Here is a 16,401-nt window from a genome sequence, read left to right on the forward strand (position 1 = left end):
GCCACAATTAAAAATGAATTACTTCACTGTTAACTATTAAATTTTCTTTGCAGTGCCTGCGACTGGATTCGAACCAGCACATCCTTAGGAAACCACCCCCTCAAGATGGCGTGTCTACCAATTTCACCACGCAGGCTAAAAAAATTACAAAAATCTAGTAATATTTTTTCGCTTGTGACCCGGCTGGGATTCGAACCCAGGACCCATACATTAAAAGTGTATTGCTCTACCAGCTGAGCTACCGAGTCGGTCACTTTGATAACGATTTGCAGTTGTATATTGTTCCTCGTTTTCAGTGGTGCAAAGATAGGACTTTTTTCATTATCTCAAAACTTTTTTGCAAATTTGTTTAAAAAAAATTCATGATAATTTCACTGGTCGGATACATGGGATGTGGCAAATCTCACATTTCCAAAATATTAAGCGAAAAAATAAATTTTAAATTAATTGACCTAGATAAAGAGATTTCTAGGCGAAATAAATTAACCATCTCCGAAATTTTCGAAAAAAAGGGCGAGATCTCCTTTAGAAAGCTGGAAAGAGAGGCGTTGGAAGAAATATTAGCGAGTGAAGAAAATGTGGTTTTAAGCCTTGGTGGCGGAACTCCTGTTTACTACAATAACATGGAGATTATCAACCACAGCTCTAAAAGTATCTTTTTGAGAGCATCTATTGGTACATTATCAGAAAGGCTTTCAAAACAAAAAGAAAAAAGGCCGTTAATAGCCAATATTTCGGATGAAAACCTTCCTGAGTTCATTGCTAAGCATTTATTCGAAAGAAATGAATTTTACAGCAAAGCACAGTTTAACATCAATACGGATTCAAGGGAACCTGAAGATATTGTTCAGGAAATTATTGAAAAGCTCTATTTATAGAGCTTTTTCATTTTCTTCTTCCTCATTCTCGTCACCGCTTTCCCCAAAAAAGTCATCCCAATCGGTAAAATCTGAAGCAATATCATTTCCTACATACTCATCCATCTCTCTTCTGTCTTTTTTAGTAGGTCTTCCTTCTCCTTTAACTCTGTAATAATCCTGGGTCATTTTACGGAGTTTCAATAACTCATATTGGTCATTATCGGTGACGTCTTTAATGTGAAGCGGAACCAATTTAGCTCCAATCCTGCTTTTAGGAATCTGGATTACTTTTATTTTATAATCAATCTGATTTTTACGGATCTTGATAACATCTCCTTCTTTTACCTCTTTTGAAGCCTTTACAACACCTTCTCCTATGGATACCCTGTTCTTTTTAATCTCGTCTGTAGCAACACTTCTTGTCTTATAAAAACGAATGCTCCATAAAAATTTATCTATTCTCATAATTTTTTATACTTTTGCCGTTATATTATTTGTAAAGTAATTAAAGTTTTTTGAAATGAAAAAAATATTTTTATATATCCTTGCAGGATCGCTGTGTTTTTCTGCATGTAAAAAAGATGATGCGGATACAACCTATACGGAGCCGGCTGATATCAATGTACAAAACGACTATGATAACCAGGCTATCGCTAAGTTTATGAATGAAAACTACTTGGATGCCCAGGGAAATATAAAAGCTTTCAGCAGTACAGACACTTCTGATGACAATCAAACAAAGCTGACTGATCTGCCTCATACTACTTTACCTTCCGGAACGATCTATTTCATAAGAGCCGGTGCTCAGCCAGCAGATGTACCAACACCTGGATACGCCATTGGTTCTACGGATATTATCAGAATCATGATGAAATCTAAGTCTTATCTTGCAGTAAACACGGACGGAAATGTAGCATTTCAGACTGGAGTAGATTTTCTAAACACGATAAACGGATCTACTATTCCTGCTGTTGATCCTAAATTCTATTACATATCTGACAAAGATCCATTAATAGTAAATGCAACTACTGATGCAGCAAAACAAAAGAGCTATTATATGATCGAAGGCTTTAATGAAGCGCTGCAAAAATTCCAAGCTTTTAATAAAGGAAATTCAGAAGCATATAACCTTCAGGGAGTTATCATTGTACCATCTAGAGCAGCTTTTGCCAGAGACCCGTATAATAACTATACAGGATCTTCTTTAAGAAATAATTCTTTTGTCTTTAATTTTCAGGTATACGGAACAGCTCCGAGACCTGCCGGACAATAGTTAAACAACATATCAATAAAAAACCGCTTCAATACGTGAAGCGGTTTTTTTTATACTTTATTTTTATCTTTTAAGATCTGGCTTTCTGTTTTACATTTCCTAAAATATCCGGGAAATAAAGATCCGCCAGATGATCAAATTCATCTCCTCTCATAAACATGGTTGCATCTACTTCTTCATAGGATTTTCTTCCTGCTGCAGCAATCAGTTCATTACAGGTATGAAGTGTGTTTTTATGGAAATGATACACTCTTTCGCTTTTATCGGTTACATCCAATCCTTTAATAAGCATTTTATCCTGTGTGGCAACTCCTGTAGGACAATTATTCGTATTACATCTCAGTGCCTGAATACAGCCTAAAGAAAACATGAATCCCCTTGCATTATTACACATATCAGCACCCATGGCAACTGCTCTCAAAATATCTAAACTCGTTAATACTTTACCACTGGCAATCACTCTGAGTTTATCTCTAACGTTATAGCTATTCAACGTTCTGTTGACAAAAATTAAAGCTGGCTCCAACGGCATTCCCACTCCATCTGAAAATTCCGGCGGCGCGGCTCCTGTTCCCCCTTCAGCACCATCTATGGTAATAAAATCCGGATAAATTTTCAACACATTCATTTGAACACAGATGTCTTCAAATTCTCTGGTATCTCCTATACAAAGCTTAAAACCAACAGGTTTTCCTCCTGAAAGTTCTCTTAAATGCTGTACAAATCTCAATAATCCTGCAGCATTGGAAAAAGCAGAATGAGAGGGCGGTGAAATAACCGTCATTCCGGGTGTGACGTGACGGATTTTTGCAATTTCAGGAGTATTTTTCACTCCCGGCAGAACGCCTCCATGACCGGGTTTTGCACCCTGAGATAATTTAACTTCAATCATTTTTACTGTGGGAAGCGTTGCATATTTTGTGAATAATTCAGGGTTGAATTTCCCTTCTTCATCCCTGCATCCAAAATATCCTGTTCCGATCTGCCAGCATAAATCTCCACCTTCCAAATGGTGTGGAGAAACCCCTCCTTCACCGGTATTATGATAAAAATTTCCTTTTTTTGCACCTCTATTTAAAGACATTTGAGCCCTGTCGCTTAATGCTCCAAAACTCATCGCTGAAATATTGAATAACGATGCATGATAAGGTTGTGTACACTGCTCCCCTCCTACCCAGACTCTCGGTAATTCTTCTGACGGAGATTTTGCATAAATGGAATGTTTAATTCCTTCGTATTTTCTATGATTAACTTCTAACTGCGTTCCAAAAGCGACTGTATCACTCAGGTTTTTGGCACGTCTGTACACTGCAGAACGCTGGTTTCTTGGAAAAGGCTTGCCATCGGTCTCTCTTTCGATGAAATATTGCTGCATTTCAGGTGAGATACTTTCAAAAAAGTACCGGAAGTAGCCTAGCACCGGAAAGTTCCTTAAAATGGCATGTTTTGACTGGTAGGCATTATATACGCCTAATGCATAAATGGCGGAAAGCAGAATCGGTATCCAATAATGCGCTCTGATTAATAACGCTACAATCCATATAGCAGTTACTAATACAATTCCCCAAGATAAAAACTTATCTCTCATAAGAATGTAGTATTTAAAAGTTAAAATAAATTTAGTTGAAATTTTGCAAAGAGACTATGCTTTTGCTAAAAAACTTTCGTAAGAAGATTGCACAGAAACTGTGCCATCTGACAGGATTTTTTCTAAATTCAGAAATTCTATTTGATTAACGGAGGCCTGATCAAAGTCTTTTTGAACTCTCACATAGTTTTCTGTGAAGCCGTACATTTTTCCGTCTTTATTCTCGTGCTCCCAAAGAACAGGAAGCGTTTTCCCAAGCTGGGTTTCATAAAATGCCATTTTTTTCTTTTCAGAAAGTATTCTCAGCATTTTATTACGTTTTTTTCTTTCAGGAATAGGAACGACTCCGTCCATTCCGGCAGCTTCTGTATTTTCCCTTTCGGAATAGGTGAATACATGGAGATAGCTTATCGGAAGTTCATTCAGGAAGTTATAGGTTTCCATAAATAATTCTTCGGTTTCCCCCGGAAATCCTACAATAACGTCTACACCAATAGCTGCATGAGGCATTACCTCACGGATTTTATTGACTCTATTTCTGTACAACTGAGTCAGATAACGGCGTTTCATTTTTTTCAATAAATCATCACTTCCCGACTGTAAAGGAATATGAAAATGCGGAACAAAGCTTCTGCTTTTAGAAACCAGTTCAATACTTTCATCCTTCAAAAGATTGGGCTCAATGGAAGAAATACGTATTCTTTCAATGCCTTCTACCTGATCAAGTTCTGAAATCAGATCTAAAAAAGTATGTTCGTGTCTTTTGTTTCCAAATTCTCCTTTTCCGTAATCGCCGATATTTACTCCTGTAAGAACAATTTCTTTGATGTCTCTTCCTGCGATTTCTTTGGCATTCGCAAGAACATTGGGAATGGTATCGGAACGGGAAATTCCTCTTGCCAAAGGAATCGTACAGTACGTACATTTATAATCACAGCCATCCTGAACTTTCAGGAAAGCTCTGGTTCTGTCACCGATAGAATAGCTTCCGATAAAGAAGTCTGTTTCCTCAATTTCACAAGAATGAACAATTCCTTCGCTTTCAGATTTTTCCAAATCATCGAGATAGCTCAAAATATTGAATTTTTCTTTAGCTCCAAGAACCAAATCCACTCCGTTGATCTGAGAAATTTCTTCAGGTTTCAGCTGTGCATAGCATCCAACAATAACCACCAACCCTTCAGGATTGGCTTTCATGGCTCTTTTTACGTGAAGTTTACACTCACGGTCTGCATTCTCAGTCACCGAACACGTGTTGATGACATAGACATTCGCCTTATCATCAAAACCTACTTTATCATAACCTGCATCTGTTAACTGACGGGCAATAGTAGATGTTTCTGCAAAGTTTAATTTGCAGCCAAGGGTATGAAATGCGGCGGTTCTGTGAATGTGAGACATTGATTACTCCTGAATTTTATGGGTGCAAAGATAGTAATTTTAATAAAGACTCTAAATTGATTCAGTCTATTGTTTGTATTCATCTCTTATTTCAGAACTATTTTGAAAACAAACGGGTGAAGCATTGGATGTTACATCCTTTTCTTCCTGCTTTTTTTTCATTTCCATATTAAATTCCTGAGATTTATTTCTCGCAATGGAAAGTGTTTTCCAATCTTCATTTTTCATCATTTTAGCCAGGTAAACGATCTGGCCGATATGATAAGGGTAATGAGCCAGCTGACGAAAAACAGCATCGGCAACAGAATGTGCTTCTCCCCTGATATAAATCGTTGAATAAAAATTCTCTTCATTAATCTGACCTAAAGCATCAAAAAAACACTTCCATCCTTTTTCCCAAAAATCTAAAACCTCCTGCTTGGTGTTCATCGTATTTACAAATTCTTCGTCGCGGTTCCGCCAGGATTTCTCTCCATCTTCCGTCAGAAAATTCGTCCATCTGGAAAGCATATTTCCTGCAATATGATGTATGATGACAACAATAGAATTACTTTCTTCATTGTACTGCCAGAATACCTGCTCTTCAGAAAGCTGCTGTAAGGTATTATCTCCAAGAGACTTATAGTACTCAAAACGTTTTATGAATAAATCTTCCATAGGTTTAAAATAAAAACTAAGTTACCATTTTTCCCGTATATACAGTATAAATGCAGTTATGGTTTGTAGGATAAGTGACTTTATGAAAGATCTGAATTCATTAAATATAGAACAGCTTGAAAAATGGTTTACCGATGAAAGTACCATATGGATTCCGCCTTTAAAGGAAGTTTCAGGTAAAAATAGGATTTTAGCTTTATTCAGAGCTATTTTCAAACGTTATGAAACCATTGAATGGCACGTTTCTGAAATTTTTTCATTAGGAAATCACAAATATTTTTATCAGACCACTTCGTACGGAACCATGATTGGAAAGGGCATCTATGAAAATAACATCTGTACTTTGGTTCAATTTTCAGAAAACGGAAAAATCATTTATCTTTCTGATTATTTTAAAGATACTAAAGGTTTTTAATAGGTATCATTCTTATTTTTAAAGAAATTCATTCATCATTATAACAAAAAAACCAGCTTGTATTAAGCTGGTTTCTCATTTTATAGGGTTGTATTTATTCTCTGTTTTTCACCATAATCCATCCTGAAAACTTGAAAGCGGTATTCTTTTTATCATTTTCATTCCAGGTTACAGAATACCAATAATTTCCGGTAGGAACTTTTCCGCCTCCTTTTGCGGTACCATCCCATTTATAACCATTGGATTTATCGGCCTGATGGATTTTATTTCCATATCGGTCAAAAATACTGAATACCAGATTCTGTTTATGAGCGAGTGCAGAGTAATCAACGACATCATTAATTCCATCTCCGTTCGGAGTAATCACATTGATAAGATTAGGAACTACAACATCAATCTGTATCGGCTCACAATCATAAGCATCTTTTATAAATACGGTATGATCTCCCCTCGAAATATTGGTAAAGACATTGGAATCCTGCCAGTTGATGGCATCCATTGAATATTGATAAGGTGGAGTACCACCGATCACATAAACAGTGATCGTACTGCTGCTGATATCAATTGTAGACACAACGGGCTGCCCTGAAGAATATACTTTCACCGCCTGTTGTACAATACAGTCTCCTGTTTTTAGTTTTACCCAATACGTTCCGACACCAACATTGCTGATCGCCTGAGTGGTAGCGCCTGTACTCCATTCATATCCATTGAATCCCGGGCCGGCATCCAAAGTGGTTTTATCTTCAATACAAATCACTTTATCTTTAAGAACGTTGGAATACACAGGCGGAATCACAACAAGAGTAACTTTAGCAATATTATAACAACCGTTCGCATTAGATACCCGAACATAAATTACTCCATTCGGAGCGATATAAGCAGCGGGCGTAGCAATTTCATTGGTCTGATTAATCGCATCTGTGAGAGAAGGATAATATTTTTTCACTGCTCCTAACTGTGTCGTTACAACAGCACTGATAAGATTAAAAGATGCCGTAGAAGGATTGGCTTCGATGAAACACGATCTTAAAATAGCATCATTAACGACCACAACAGGATAGAATTTTAAAGTAATTTCTGCAATACCGGTGCATCCGAATGGTGTGGTTATTTTGACGTATATTTTTCCTTCTGCGGATACAAAGGCAGTAGGCGTTGTAATTTCATTTATTCCTGCATTAAGATCAGATAAGGTATTGTAATATTTTTTAGTCACCGTAGGATCTAAAATTACGTCAGCTGTTGTTAAATCAAATATTGCAGTCCCTGCATTATTATTGTTACACTGGGTTAATAGGGCATTATAGGGATGAATAGAGCCGTCTTTAAATTTAAAAGTACCGATCTGTTTACACTTATTCAGTTGATTAACGGGATTAGTAGGATCTGTATAGCTGATACTGTAATAATAAATAGTAGTGGTATTAACACTTATAGGTGCTGTTATTGGATTACTTCCTGTTAAAGCATCATTCTGACTTGTATGATACGTCACCGTAAAATTTTGATTTCCATTAATAATTCCTGAAGACAATAAAGAAAAATCAAAAACAGCAGGATTGGTGCATATCACCACTTCCCTTGGATCTGCAGGATTGGCTGCAGGATTTCCAGGAGGCATAAAAGGATGTGGCTGAATAGTAGGATCCGTAAACGGAGAAGCTAATGTTGCCGTTCCGCCCCATGTAAGATCAAAAGAAAAAACGGTGGGTGAAAAATTATCAAGATATAAATAGTAGGTTTCTCCTGGAAGAACATCCATGTATTTTACAAAGCCATCCCCAACACCAGGCCCTTCGGTGGTATCTGTAGATGTCATATTCATCCCTGTTGGATAACCTGCTGTAGTACCGTCATTGGAAGAACATCTGATGGGAGTCCCTCTGGTGGCGCAGGTTTTATTGGGTCCATAAATAGCCCAGTCGTAATCTACAGGTCCTGTTGGATTAATTTCAAATGTCAGGGTACCACCTGTAGCAATCGTAAATGAATACCATGCAGAATTGTGCTCCATTTGCAGGCAACCGCCTAAGGTTTCATTGACAGATCCAATTCCTGAAGGTGTATATGTAATGTTAGAATTTCCACAAACCGCAAGTGCTGTTGAACAGTCCGCCTGGGAAAAAAAGATCTGTGATACAAATAATAAAATAAAAAGTAGATTTTTTCTCATAGATATATGTTTTTATTAAAAATTAATCATAAATTAAAACAATACACAACACATATATCAAATATACCTATTATTTCATTACAAATAATAAAATTCTTCATAGATTGAATTATTCTGAAATATAAAGATATACCTATAGAATTCTACAATAAAAATGCAGATTATTTTATACTCGTAATATTGCCACAAAGATTTTCAAGATGAAAGATTTTATGAAAAGGACTTTGTACTTCCTGGAGATGCTCTCTATCCTGAATGAAAGTATATCTTGAGGCCAGAGAGTTCATATCAGAAACAATCACCAGCCAGCATTCATCTACCGAGGTATCATAATACGGGAATTTTTCATTCTTTTTTTCGATAAGTTCCAAAATTTTTTCAGAACAGAGCTCATCAAAAAGATTCATATTATATTCATGGGTGATAAACACATTTCTCCTGTGGACAGATTTCCTGATGCTTTTTACACATCCCACTGCTTTATTTTTCTGGATACTCCGGCAGATACACTGGATAATTTCCTGCTGGTCTTCCAGCCGTTCAAACTTAATATTGGTATGGAATTCTAAAAAATAAACACCACGATATTTCGTAGTGTTCTCTTGTTCTAATACTATTTCAGCCTGACGGAAAATTTTATTCAAACAGCTTTCCACTTTCTTCATTTCCAAATGGTTAATCACTTCCGTAAGCTCTATTCCAATTTTTTTGTCGTTGAATTTGGCGATAAAGTCAGGACTTTCGCAAATAAGATTTTCAAACTGCACCTCTGGAAAATGGTGCATAAAAGAGTTTAAGAGCAAAATCTCGGATTTCTTCTTATATTTTTCGCGGTCGTGAAGCAGAGATTCATCTATTTTACGGTGATATTTCTCCATCGGCTTTTTTTTCAAATGTCGATTCAGATAATACAGGCTTAGATTCTTAATAAGATCTTCTTCGGAAAATGTCTTTTTCATGTGTGATTTTTTTATTGATGAGTAAAGAACACATGTACCAATGAGCTTTTATTATTAGAAGTTTTTGATAATCAAAAATTTACCTATTAAAGGTAGGTAAAAAAACTATTCGGCAGATACTTTTAAAATTTATTTATTACATAATTAATGTAGGGTTTATTTTCATATTTAATACCTTTAGTCTTTATAAAAATACAAAACTGTGATTTATGGATTTTAAAAACTTTAAAATACCCTATAGTGTCAATCCTCAATACACTACAAAAACTGCCTATTTTTCAATGGAATTTGCGATTGAGCAAGTGCTGAAAGTATACTCCGGCGGCTTAGGCTTTTTAGCAGGATCTCATATGAGAAGTGCTTACAATCTAAAGCAAAACCTTATTGGAATCGGAATTCTCTGGAAATTCGGCTACTATGATCAGGCAAGAAACCATGATCAGACGTTACAGCCTACCTGGACAAAAAAAATGTACAGCTTTCTTGAAGACACAGGAATAAAATTTCAGATAGAAATTCACAGTGCACCGGTTTGGGTGAAAGTATGGTATCTGGATCCTGAGATTTTCAATACAGCACCTATGTTCTTTCTTTCCACAGATGTTCCTGAAAACGATCATATTTCAAAGACGATCTGTCATAAATTATATGATGCCAATGAGTCTACAAAGCTTGCACAATATATTTTACTGGGCAAAGGAGGCGCACAATTGCTGGATGAAATGAATATTGAAAGGGATATCTATCACCTGAATGAAGCCCACGGACTTCCTGCTGCGTTCCATTTATTGAAAAAATACAATGGAGATCTTGAGAAAGTCAAAGAAAAACTAGTATTTACCACCCATACCCCTGAAGAAGCAGGAAATGAAAAACATAACCTCAAATTATGTTATGACATGTCTTATTTCTCCGGGTTCAGTATGGAAGATGCAAAAAAAATTGAAGGAACTGATGATGACCGTTTTAACCATTCGCTTTGTGCTTTAAAAATGGCGAAAGTTGCCAATGGAGTTTCTCAGCTTCATGGGGTAGTTTCCAGAGCTATGTGGAGCAAATATCCGGGAATCTGTGAAATAAAATCGATCACTAATGCACAGGAATTTAAATATTGGTCAGATAAAATACTTTACAATTCTAAAGATGAGAATGACGAAACGGTTTTTGATTTCCGGAAAAAGCATTTAAAGAAAAGACTCTTTAAAATCGTCGCAGACCAGACCGGTAATTTGTTTGATCCGAAAATTTTCACCATCGTTTGGGCGAGAAGATTCGCAGGCTACAAACGTGCTGACATGCTTTTACATGATAAAGAAAGGTTCCGGAATCTATTAAACAACCCTAAATATCCGGTACAGATTATTTGGGCAGGAAAACCTTATCCGATGGATTATGCAGCAATTTCTACCTTCAATACGCTGGTTGAGGAAAGTAAAAACCATAAGAATATGGCTGTTTTAACGGGATACGAGCTTTCTTTAAGTAAATCACTGAAACAAGGCTCTGATTTATGGCTGAATAACCCAAGAGTACCGAGGGAAGCCTCAGGAACATCCGGAATGACGGCTGCTATGAATGGCTCTGTAAACCTTTCAACCGATGACGGCTGGATCCCTGAATTTGCCCACCACGGAGAAAACTCATTTGTCGTTCCAAAAGCAGATTATGCCAATATGAGTATTTATGAGCAGGACAATTATGACCTGAACAAATTATATGAAATCCTGGAAAATGAGATTATTCCAACTTATTATGACAATCCAAACAAATGGAGGAAAATTCAATACAATTCAATGAATGATGTTAAAGATCATTTCAACAGCGACCGAATGGCTGATGAATACTACAAAATACTTTATAACGATTAGTGAACTGCAACATAATACAAAAAAGCAGTAAGCCAATTCTTTTCAAATAAAAATATCCGGGAAAAATTTTCCCGGATATTTTCTAATTAATCTTTTTTCTTTTTAGGCACTTTAAGCCCTTTCTCTTTGGCTTCAGAAATTCCAATGGCAACCGCCTGCTTTCTGTCTGTGACCTTTTTTCCGGAAGAAGATTTTAATTTTCCTTCCTTAAATTCGTGCATTACCTTTCCTACTTTGTCTTGAGCCTTGTCTGAGTATTTTGTCTTGCTCATTATAATTTTTTTAAGGTTTTGGCAGGGTTACTCCTAATTCATAAACACTAGCGTGCTTCAAATATTTTGAACGCTCTCTGGAAGTTACCGACTCTAAATGATCATTTTTAATCACAATAATCGGATCTTCCATATTTTCAATCTCAAAATTGGCGAAATATCTTTCTTCAGGGCTTGTTTTATCGTTGCTGGCCTTTATTTTCTGGAGTTCATCTGCATATTTTTTAAATCCGGGGTCAGATGAATGGATAAATTTATATTCATCACCGGCATCTACATAAAAATGGAGTTTTTTTTCAATTAATCCTGCTTCATTTGTTAGCTGAGGGTTATCATTTCCATCTTTAAAAGCTACTTCTACAAGATCTCCTCCTTTACTTTGCGCGCATGCTTCGGCATCTTTAAAACTTGAAAAACCAGTATACACAATTTTGTTCGTCAAAACGTATCGGTTAAGTTTTTGGTTATATGCATTCGTTTCCATAATTATTACTATTAAATTGATTATACTTTATATATTCAATTTTATTGCCAAATGCATACAAATAATATTATAATTTCATTTAGTAAGCTGTTTTTTTATTATTTTAGTCTTTGTAATCAAAACATTATAATAACTATGAAAAATCTAAAGAAAATTTCAAGAGAACAACTTAAAGATGTAGTGGGAGGAATTCTTCCTGGCATGATCAGATGCATCAGCCCGATTTCCTGTACCAGAACTGTAGGATATATTGGAGGTCTTGACAACCCATGCGGAATCACAACTTATCCAATATGCCGCCTTGAAGAGTAATTTCTCTTTGATATATTGCATAGACAGGGCTTTTGCCCTGTTTTTTAGTTTTATATGGCTATCTTGATAAGAATTATTAAATTTGAAATCGATTAAAATTAGAAATGAAAAAAATCCTTTTAACTCTTACTGTTGCGGTGGCATTTCAAAATATGTCTGCACAGGAAATCACTTTAGATAAAATATACTCCGGATACTACCGTGGAAAAGGCATTGCCGGAATAACTTCCATGAAAAACGGGGAAAATTATCTGGTTATTGAACCTACAGGAATTGCCAAGTATTCATATAAAACTTCCCAGAAAGAAGGAAATATCGTTGACGGACAATATGAAAGCTATGAATTTTCTGATGATGAATCAAAAATATTATTGTTAACGGGAAGCCAGCCGATCTACAGACATTCTTTCTTAGGGAAATTTGAAGTTAAAGATTTAAAAACAGGAAAAACCATCAGCATTAATAACGGAAAACCTATTCAGGAGCCAAGATTTTCACCTGATGCTTCCAAGATTGCTTTTATAGTAGATAATAATTTATTTTATCAGGATCTTACTTCAGAGAAAATCACACAGATTACTGAACATGGCGTTAAAAATAAAATCCTTAACGGATTGGCAGACTGGGTGTATGAAGAGGAATTCGGACACGCCAGACTGTATGACTGGACTAAAAATTCCGATGCGATAGTTTTCGTAAAATCTGATGAAAGTGAAGTTCCGGAAATTTATATTCCTATTTATGGAAAGACGCTGTATCCATCTGAAATGCGTTATAAATATCCAAAAGCAGGAGAAAAAAACTCGGTGGTTTCTGCCCACATCTATCAATTGGATGGAGCTAAAAAAACAAAAATCAATTTAGACGATTATAAAAATTATTATATTCCTAATGTGATCCAGACGGCAAAACCTGATGAGATCATATTAATAACTTCTGAAAGAACGCAAAATGCTTCCGATGTTTTGAAAGTGAATACAAAAACAGGAGCCGTTCAGAAATTATTTACCGAAACAGACGAAAAATGGATTGATACAGACAGTCCTACTTTAGAATTTTTGGAGGACGATTCTTTCCTTTGGGGATCTGAAAGAGATGGAAACCGTCACTTATACTGGTATGACAAAGACGGTAAGCTGAAAAAACAGGTGACTAAAGGAAACTGGGAAGTAACTGATTATTACGGATACAATCCAAAATCTAAGGAAATCTACGTTCAGACCACAGAAAAAGGAAGCATCAATAAAGTCGTTTCCAAGATCAATATCGAAAATGGAAAGTCACAGCTGATTTCCAATACGGACGGAAATAATTCTGCCAACTTCAGCAAAAACTATAATTATTTCATTGAAACATCTTCTACAGCCTCAAAACCGTACATGTATGTCTTAAAAGACGGAAATGGCAAGACGTTAAAAGAACTTCAGAACAATAATGACCAGCTTCAAAAGCTAAAATCAGATAATTTTGCTGAAAAGGAATTCATCACCATTCCGAATGCAGTAGGAGATCAGATGAATGCCTGGATCATAAAACCTAAAAACTTCGATAAAAACAAAAAATATCCATTGTTTATGTTCCAGTATTCGGGTCCAGGTTCTCAGCAGGTTTCAAATTCTTGGGACAATGCAAACGCAATTTGGTTCGAAATGTTGGCACAAAAAGGATATATCATTGCTTGTGTTGATGGACGCGGAACTGGTTACAAAGGCGCTAAATTCAAAAAGGTAACGTACATGAATTTAGGAAAATACGAAATCGAAGACCAGATTACGGCTGCAAAATGGTTTGGAAACCAGTCTTATATCGACAAAACAAGAATCGGAATGTTTGGATGGAGTTTCGGAGGGTATATGACAAGTTTAGCCATGACCAAAGGCGCTGATGTATTTAAAGCCGGAATTGCGGTAGCACCAGTAACCAACTGGAGATATTATGATTCTGTTTACACGGAAAGATTCCTAAGAACACCACAGGAAAACCCTGATGGATACGATAAAAATTCCCCTACGGAATATGCAAATCTGTTAAAAGGTAACTTCTTACTGATTCACGGAACAGCTGATGATAATGTACACTTCCAAAATTCCATGGAATTTTCTGAAGCATTGATTCAAAATAAAAAACAGTTTGAGTTTATGGCCTATCCGGATAAAAACCACGGAATTTATGGCGGACAGACAAGACCGCAACTGTATCAGAAAATGACAGATTTCATTCTTAAGAATTTATAATCTGTATTGTAACAATGTAAAAAAATCCTTTCAAATTGTAATTGAAAGGATTTTTTTATTTATTTCATTAATCGTTTTCTAAAGTATTATTTATTTTATCAATTAAAATTAAAAACTTATTTTTGGGAAATTTGAAATTTGAAACTATGAAGACTAAACATCCTAAAGGCCTGCCCTTTCTCTTTTTCACTGAAATGTGGGAACGTTTCGGGTATTATTTGATTCTCGGAATTTTTGTTCTGTACGTTATCGAACCGACCGGTGTAAAGGGTGGTTTAGGACTTCCCGACAAAACTGCCGATGATATCTTCGGAACTTATATTGCTCTGACGTATCTGACGCCTTTTATCGGAGGATTTTTAGCAGACAGAGTATTAGGATACATCAAATCTATTTATTTAGGCGGAATTCTAATGGCCGCAGGATATATTGGAATGGGTGTTTTCAAAGAGCTGCCTTTGTTTTATGGATCTTTAGCATTAATCATCATTGGAAACGGTTTCTTTAAACCTACTATTTCTACCTTATTAGGAAATCTATATTCTGAAGAACCTTATAAGGCTAATAAAGACTCTGGATATAATATTTTCTATATGGGAATTAATATCGGAGCATTTATCTGTAATATTATCGCCGCCTTCATGCGAAATAAGTTCGGCTGGGGTGAAGCATTCATTACCGCTGGTGTCGGGATGCTGATCGGGATGGTTATTTTTACCATCGGAAGAAAGCATTACATCCATGCTGCACAGATGAAACCTGTACAGGAAGGAGATACAAAGCTTTCTGAAATCATGATGAAAGTTTTTGTTCCGGCTATTGGTTTTGGAGTTATAGGCTGGTTTATTCCGAATAATATCTTCGGAAGCGACAGCACGGATGCATTCATTTTTGCCTGTATTCCTGTAATTTACTTTTATGCTTCCCTATACTTTAAAGCAAAACCTGAAGAGAAAGCCTCTATTGGCGCCCTCTTATCTGTATTTATGATCAGTATGTTTTTCTGGGCAGTTTTCAAACAAAACGGAACGGCTTTAACGAGATGGGCGAATTATTATACCGACCGAAGTGTCCCTGCATCATTAGAAAAACCTTTGGAAGACATTTATATGGTGGAAGGAAAAAGCTACAAAGACAAAGAAGTTCCGGTGTATAATGAGCAGTATCAATCTCAAAAGGATAAAGATGGAAAACCCGTTAAAGAAATAGGAAAAGACATTTACTTTAAAAACATTTCCCCTGAACAGCGGGCTGCATTAGAACAAAACCCTGAAAAACAGGTTTTTCTCTACAATACTGAACTTTTTCAGTCGATCAACCCATTCTGGGTGATTGCTTTAACTCCTGTAGTGGTTGGTTTCTGGGCATTGCTGAGGAGAAAAGGGAAAGAACCATTAACGCCTACAAAAATTGTCCTTGGATTATTTATTTCTGCACTTTCCTGTCTGGTCATGGTATTTGCTGTGATGGCAGGTGAAAATGGAGCGGTTAAAGTTTCGGCCTTATGGCTGGTGGCAGGGTATGGAGCGATCACAGTCGGAGAACTTTGCCTTTCCCCGATGGGATTATCTTTCGTTTCTAAATTGTCTCCTGCAAGGATCACAGCACTGATGATGGGAGGATTCTTCCTTGCCAACTCAGTAGGAAACAAGCTTTCCGGAATTCTGGCAAGCACCTGGTACAATTACGACAACAAAATGAATTATTTTCTGGTGAACTTTGCTTTACTCATATTCGCCACATTATTAGGACTTTCCATGTTAAAAAGATTAAATAAAATCATGAAAGAAAAAGGACATTAATCTCCTGTTTTTCATACATATTATAAAGCCGTAGTACTATTCTACGGCTTTTTTGTTTAATTATAAAATTAAAACCTTGCCAAAAACTCAAAAAAAACTA

At 36.1% G+C, this 16,401-nt stretch carries 15 protein-coding genes and 2 tRNA genes; 7 read left to right on the plus strand and 10 right to left on the minus strand.

Features of this window, described 5'->3' with window-relative positions; all coding sequences use genetic code 11:
- Positions 1 to 53: 53 nt before the first annotated feature.
- Together IW15_RS13235 and IW15_RS13240 are read right to left on the minus strand one after the other, a co-directional pair.
- A tRNA-Leu gene (locus IW15_RS13235) sits at positions 54 to 136 on the minus strand.
- Between the two features lie 39 nt (positions 137 to 175).
- Positions 176 to 248 (minus strand) — tRNA-Lys (locus IW15_RS13240).
- A gap of 114 nt (positions 249 to 362) precedes the next feature.
- On the opposite strand from IW15_RS13240, the gene IW15_RS13245 reads away from it, so the two are divergent.
- Positions 363 to 878, plus strand: a complete 516-nt coding sequence (locus IW15_RS13245) for a shikimate kinase (RefSeq protein WP_034712050.1) — start codon at positions 363 to 365, stop codon at positions 876 to 878.
- Here IW15_RS13245 and IW15_RS13250 read toward each other — a convergent pair.
- A complete protein-coding gene (locus IW15_RS13250) occupies positions 873 to 1,325 on the minus strand; it encodes an RNA-binding S4 domain-containing protein (protein ID WP_034712052.1) in 453 nt (150 codons plus the stop codon). The two genes, IW15_RS13245 and IW15_RS13250, sit on opposite strands and share 6 nt — an antisense overlap.
- A gap of 55 nt (positions 1,326 to 1,380) precedes the next feature.
- On the opposite strand from IW15_RS13250, the gene IW15_RS13255 reads away from it, so the two are divergent.
- Positions 1,381 to 2,133, plus strand: coding sequence for a hypothetical protein (locus tag IW15_RS13255; RefSeq protein ID WP_034712055.1), 753 nt, complete (start codon positions 1,381 to 1,383; stop codon positions 2,131 to 2,133).
- A 70-nt stretch (positions 2,134 to 2,203) separates the two neighbouring features.
- On the opposite strand, the gene IW15_RS13260 is transcribed toward IW15_RS13255, so the two are convergent.
- The 3 genes from IW15_RS13260 to IW15_RS13270 form a co-directional block, all read right to left on the minus strand.
- Positions 2,204 to 3,721 carry an FMN-binding glutamate synthase family protein gene (locus IW15_RS13260; RefSeq protein WP_034712057.1) on the minus strand — a complete coding sequence of 506 codons (1,518 nt, stop codon included), beginning with the start codon at positions 3,719 to 3,721 and terminating at the stop codon, positions 2,204 to 2,206.
- A gap of 54 nt (positions 3,722 to 3,775) precedes the next feature.
- On the minus strand, positions 3,776 to 5,122 hold the full coding sequence (gene mtaB, locus IW15_RS13265) for a tRNA (N(6)-L-threonylcarbamoyladenosine(37)-C(2))-methylthiotransferase MtaB (protein ID WP_034712060.1): 1,347 nt from the start codon (positions 5,120 to 5,122) through the stop codon (positions 3,776 to 3,778).
- 66 nt (positions 5,123 to 5,188) lie between these two features.
- The gene (locus IW15_RS13270) at positions 5,189 to 5,779 is read right to left on the minus strand and encodes a DUF1572 family protein (protein WP_034712063.1); all 591 of its coding nucleotides are present in this window, start codon (positions 5,777 to 5,779) and stop codon (positions 5,189 to 5,191) included.
- Positions 5,780 to 5,861: 82 nt separating this feature from the next.
- On the opposite strand from IW15_RS13270, the gene IW15_RS13275 reads away from it, so the two are divergent.
- The gene (locus IW15_RS13275) at positions 5,862 to 6,194 is read left to right on the plus strand and encodes a nuclear transport factor 2 family protein (protein ID WP_034712066.1); all 333 of its coding nucleotides are present in this window, start codon (positions 5,862 to 5,864) and stop codon (positions 6,192 to 6,194) included.
- A gap of 94 nt (positions 6,195 to 6,288) precedes the next feature.
- Here the strand turns inward: IW15_RS13275 and IW15_RS13280 are convergent, their stop codons facing one another.
- The gene (locus IW15_RS13280) at positions 6,289 to 8,370 is read right to left on the minus strand and encodes a T9SS type B sorting domain-containing protein (RefSeq protein ID WP_034712070.1); all 2,082 of its coding nucleotides are present in this window, start codon (positions 8,368 to 8,370) and stop codon (positions 6,289 to 6,291) included.
- Positions 8,371 to 8,531: 161 nt separating this feature from the next.
- A complete protein-coding gene (locus IW15_RS13285; RefSeq protein ID WP_034712073.1) occupies positions 8,532 to 9,329 on the minus strand; it encodes a hypothetical protein in 798 nt (265 codons plus the stop codon).
- Between the two features lie 209 nt (positions 9,330 to 9,538).
- Between IW15_RS13285 and glgP the strand changes: the two genes are divergently transcribed.
- Positions 9,539 to 11,197: an alpha-glucan family phosphorylase gene (gene glgP, locus IW15_RS13290; protein WP_034712076.1), complete on the plus strand. Its 1,659-nt coding sequence runs from the start codon at positions 9,539 to 9,541 to the stop codon at positions 11,195 to 11,197.
- Between the two features lie 86 nt (positions 11,198 to 11,283).
- On the opposite strand, the gene IW15_RS13295 is transcribed toward glgP, so the two are convergent.
- Complete coding sequence (locus tag IW15_RS13295; RefSeq protein ID WP_034712079.1) at positions 11,284 to 11,469, minus strand: DUF6496 domain-containing protein; 186 nt, start codon at positions 11,467 to 11,469, stop codon at positions 11,284 to 11,286.
- 10 nt (positions 11,470 to 11,479) lie between these two features.
- Positions 11,480 to 11,953 carry a hypothetical protein gene (locus tag IW15_RS13300; protein ID WP_034712081.1) on the minus strand — a complete coding sequence of 158 codons (474 nt, stop codon included), beginning with the start codon at positions 11,951 to 11,953 and terminating at the stop codon, positions 11,480 to 11,482.
- A gap of 135 nt (positions 11,954 to 12,088) precedes the next feature.
- Between IW15_RS13300 and IW15_RS22810 the strand changes: the two genes are divergently transcribed.
- The 3 genes from IW15_RS22810 (at position 12,089) to IW15_RS13310 (ending at position 16,301) form a co-directional block, all read left to right on the plus strand.
- Positions 12,089 to 12,265, plus strand: a complete 177-nt coding sequence (locus IW15_RS22810) for a bacteriocin-like protein (protein ID WP_165585197.1) — start codon at positions 12,089 to 12,091, stop codon at positions 12,263 to 12,265.
- A 104-nt stretch (positions 12,266 to 12,369) separates the two neighbouring features.
- A complete protein-coding gene (locus tag IW15_RS13305) occupies positions 12,370 to 14,499 on the plus strand; it encodes a S9 family peptidase (RefSeq protein ID WP_034712084.1) in 2,130 nt (709 codons plus the stop codon).
- A 146-nt stretch (positions 14,500 to 14,645) separates the two neighbouring features.
- Positions 14,646 to 16,301 carry a peptide MFS transporter gene (locus IW15_RS13310; RefSeq protein ID WP_034712087.1) on the plus strand — a complete coding sequence of 552 codons (1,656 nt, stop codon included), beginning with the start codon at positions 14,646 to 14,648 and terminating at the stop codon, positions 16,299 to 16,301.
- The last annotated feature ends 100 nt before the right edge of the window (positions 16,302 to 16,401 follow it).

The organism is Chryseobacterium soli (assembly GCF_000737705.1).
Taxonomy (GTDB): domain Bacteria; phylum Bacteroidota; class Bacteroidia; order Flavobacteriales; family Weeksellaceae; genus Chryseobacterium; species Chryseobacterium soli.

Excerpts from the sequence above, each read along its gene's own strand:
- IW15_RS13260 (WP_034712057.1), bottom strand. The coding sequence starts at position 3,721 with ATGAGAGATAAGTTTTTATCTTGGGGAATTGTATTAGTAACTGCTATA.
- IW15_RS13275 (WP_034712066.1), top strand. The coding sequence starts at position 5,862 with ATGAAAGATCTGAATTCATTAAATATAGAACAGCTTGAAAAATGGTTT.
- IW15_RS13295 (WP_034712079.1), bottom strand. The coding sequence starts at position 11,469 with ATGAGCAAGACAAAATACTCAGACAAGGCTCAAGACAAAGTAGGAAAG.
- IW15_RS13250 (WP_034712052.1), bottom strand. The coding sequence starts at position 1,325 with ATGAGAATAGATAAATTTTTATGGAGCATTCGTTTTTATAAGACAAGA.
- IW15_RS13245 (WP_034712050.1), top strand. The coding sequence starts at position 363 with ATGATAATTTCACTGGTCGGATACATGGGATGTGGCAAATCTCACATT.
- mtaB (WP_034712060.1), bottom strand. The coding sequence starts at position 5,122 with ATGTCTCACATTCACAGAACCGCCGCATTTCATACCCTTGGCTGCAAA.
- IW15_RS22810 (WP_165585197.1), top strand. The coding sequence starts at position 12,089 with ATGAAAAATCTAAAGAAAATTTCAAGAGAACAACTTAAAGATGTAGTG.
- IW15_RS13270 (WP_034712063.1), bottom strand. The coding sequence starts at position 5,779 with ATGGAAGATTTATTCATAAAACGTTTTGAGTACTATAAGTCTCTTGGA.
- IW15_RS13255 (WP_034712055.1), top strand. The coding sequence starts at position 1,381 with ATGAAAAAAATATTTTTATATATCCTTGCAGGATCGCTGTGTTTTTCT.
- IW15_RS13280 (WP_034712070.1), bottom strand. The coding sequence starts at position 8,370 with ATGAGAAAAAATCTACTTTTTATTTTATTATTTGTATCACAGATCTTT.
- glgP (WP_034712076.1), top strand. The coding sequence starts at position 9,539 with ATGGATTTTAAAAACTTTAAAATACCCTATAGTGTCAATCCTCAATAC.
- IW15_RS13300 (WP_034712081.1), bottom strand. The coding sequence starts at position 11,953 with ATGGAAACGAATGCATATAACCAAAAACTTAACCGATACGTTTTGACG.
- IW15_RS13310 (WP_034712087.1), top strand. The coding sequence starts at position 14,646 with ATGAAGACTAAACATCCTAAAGGCCTGCCCTTTCTCTTTTTCACTGAA.
- IW15_RS13285 (WP_034712073.1), bottom strand. The coding sequence starts at position 9,329 with ATGAAAAAGACATTTTCCGAAGAAGATCTTATTAAGAATCTAAGCCTG.
- IW15_RS13305 (WP_034712084.1), top strand. The coding sequence starts at position 12,370 with ATGAAAAAAATCCTTTTAACTCTTACTGTTGCGGTGGCATTTCAAAAT.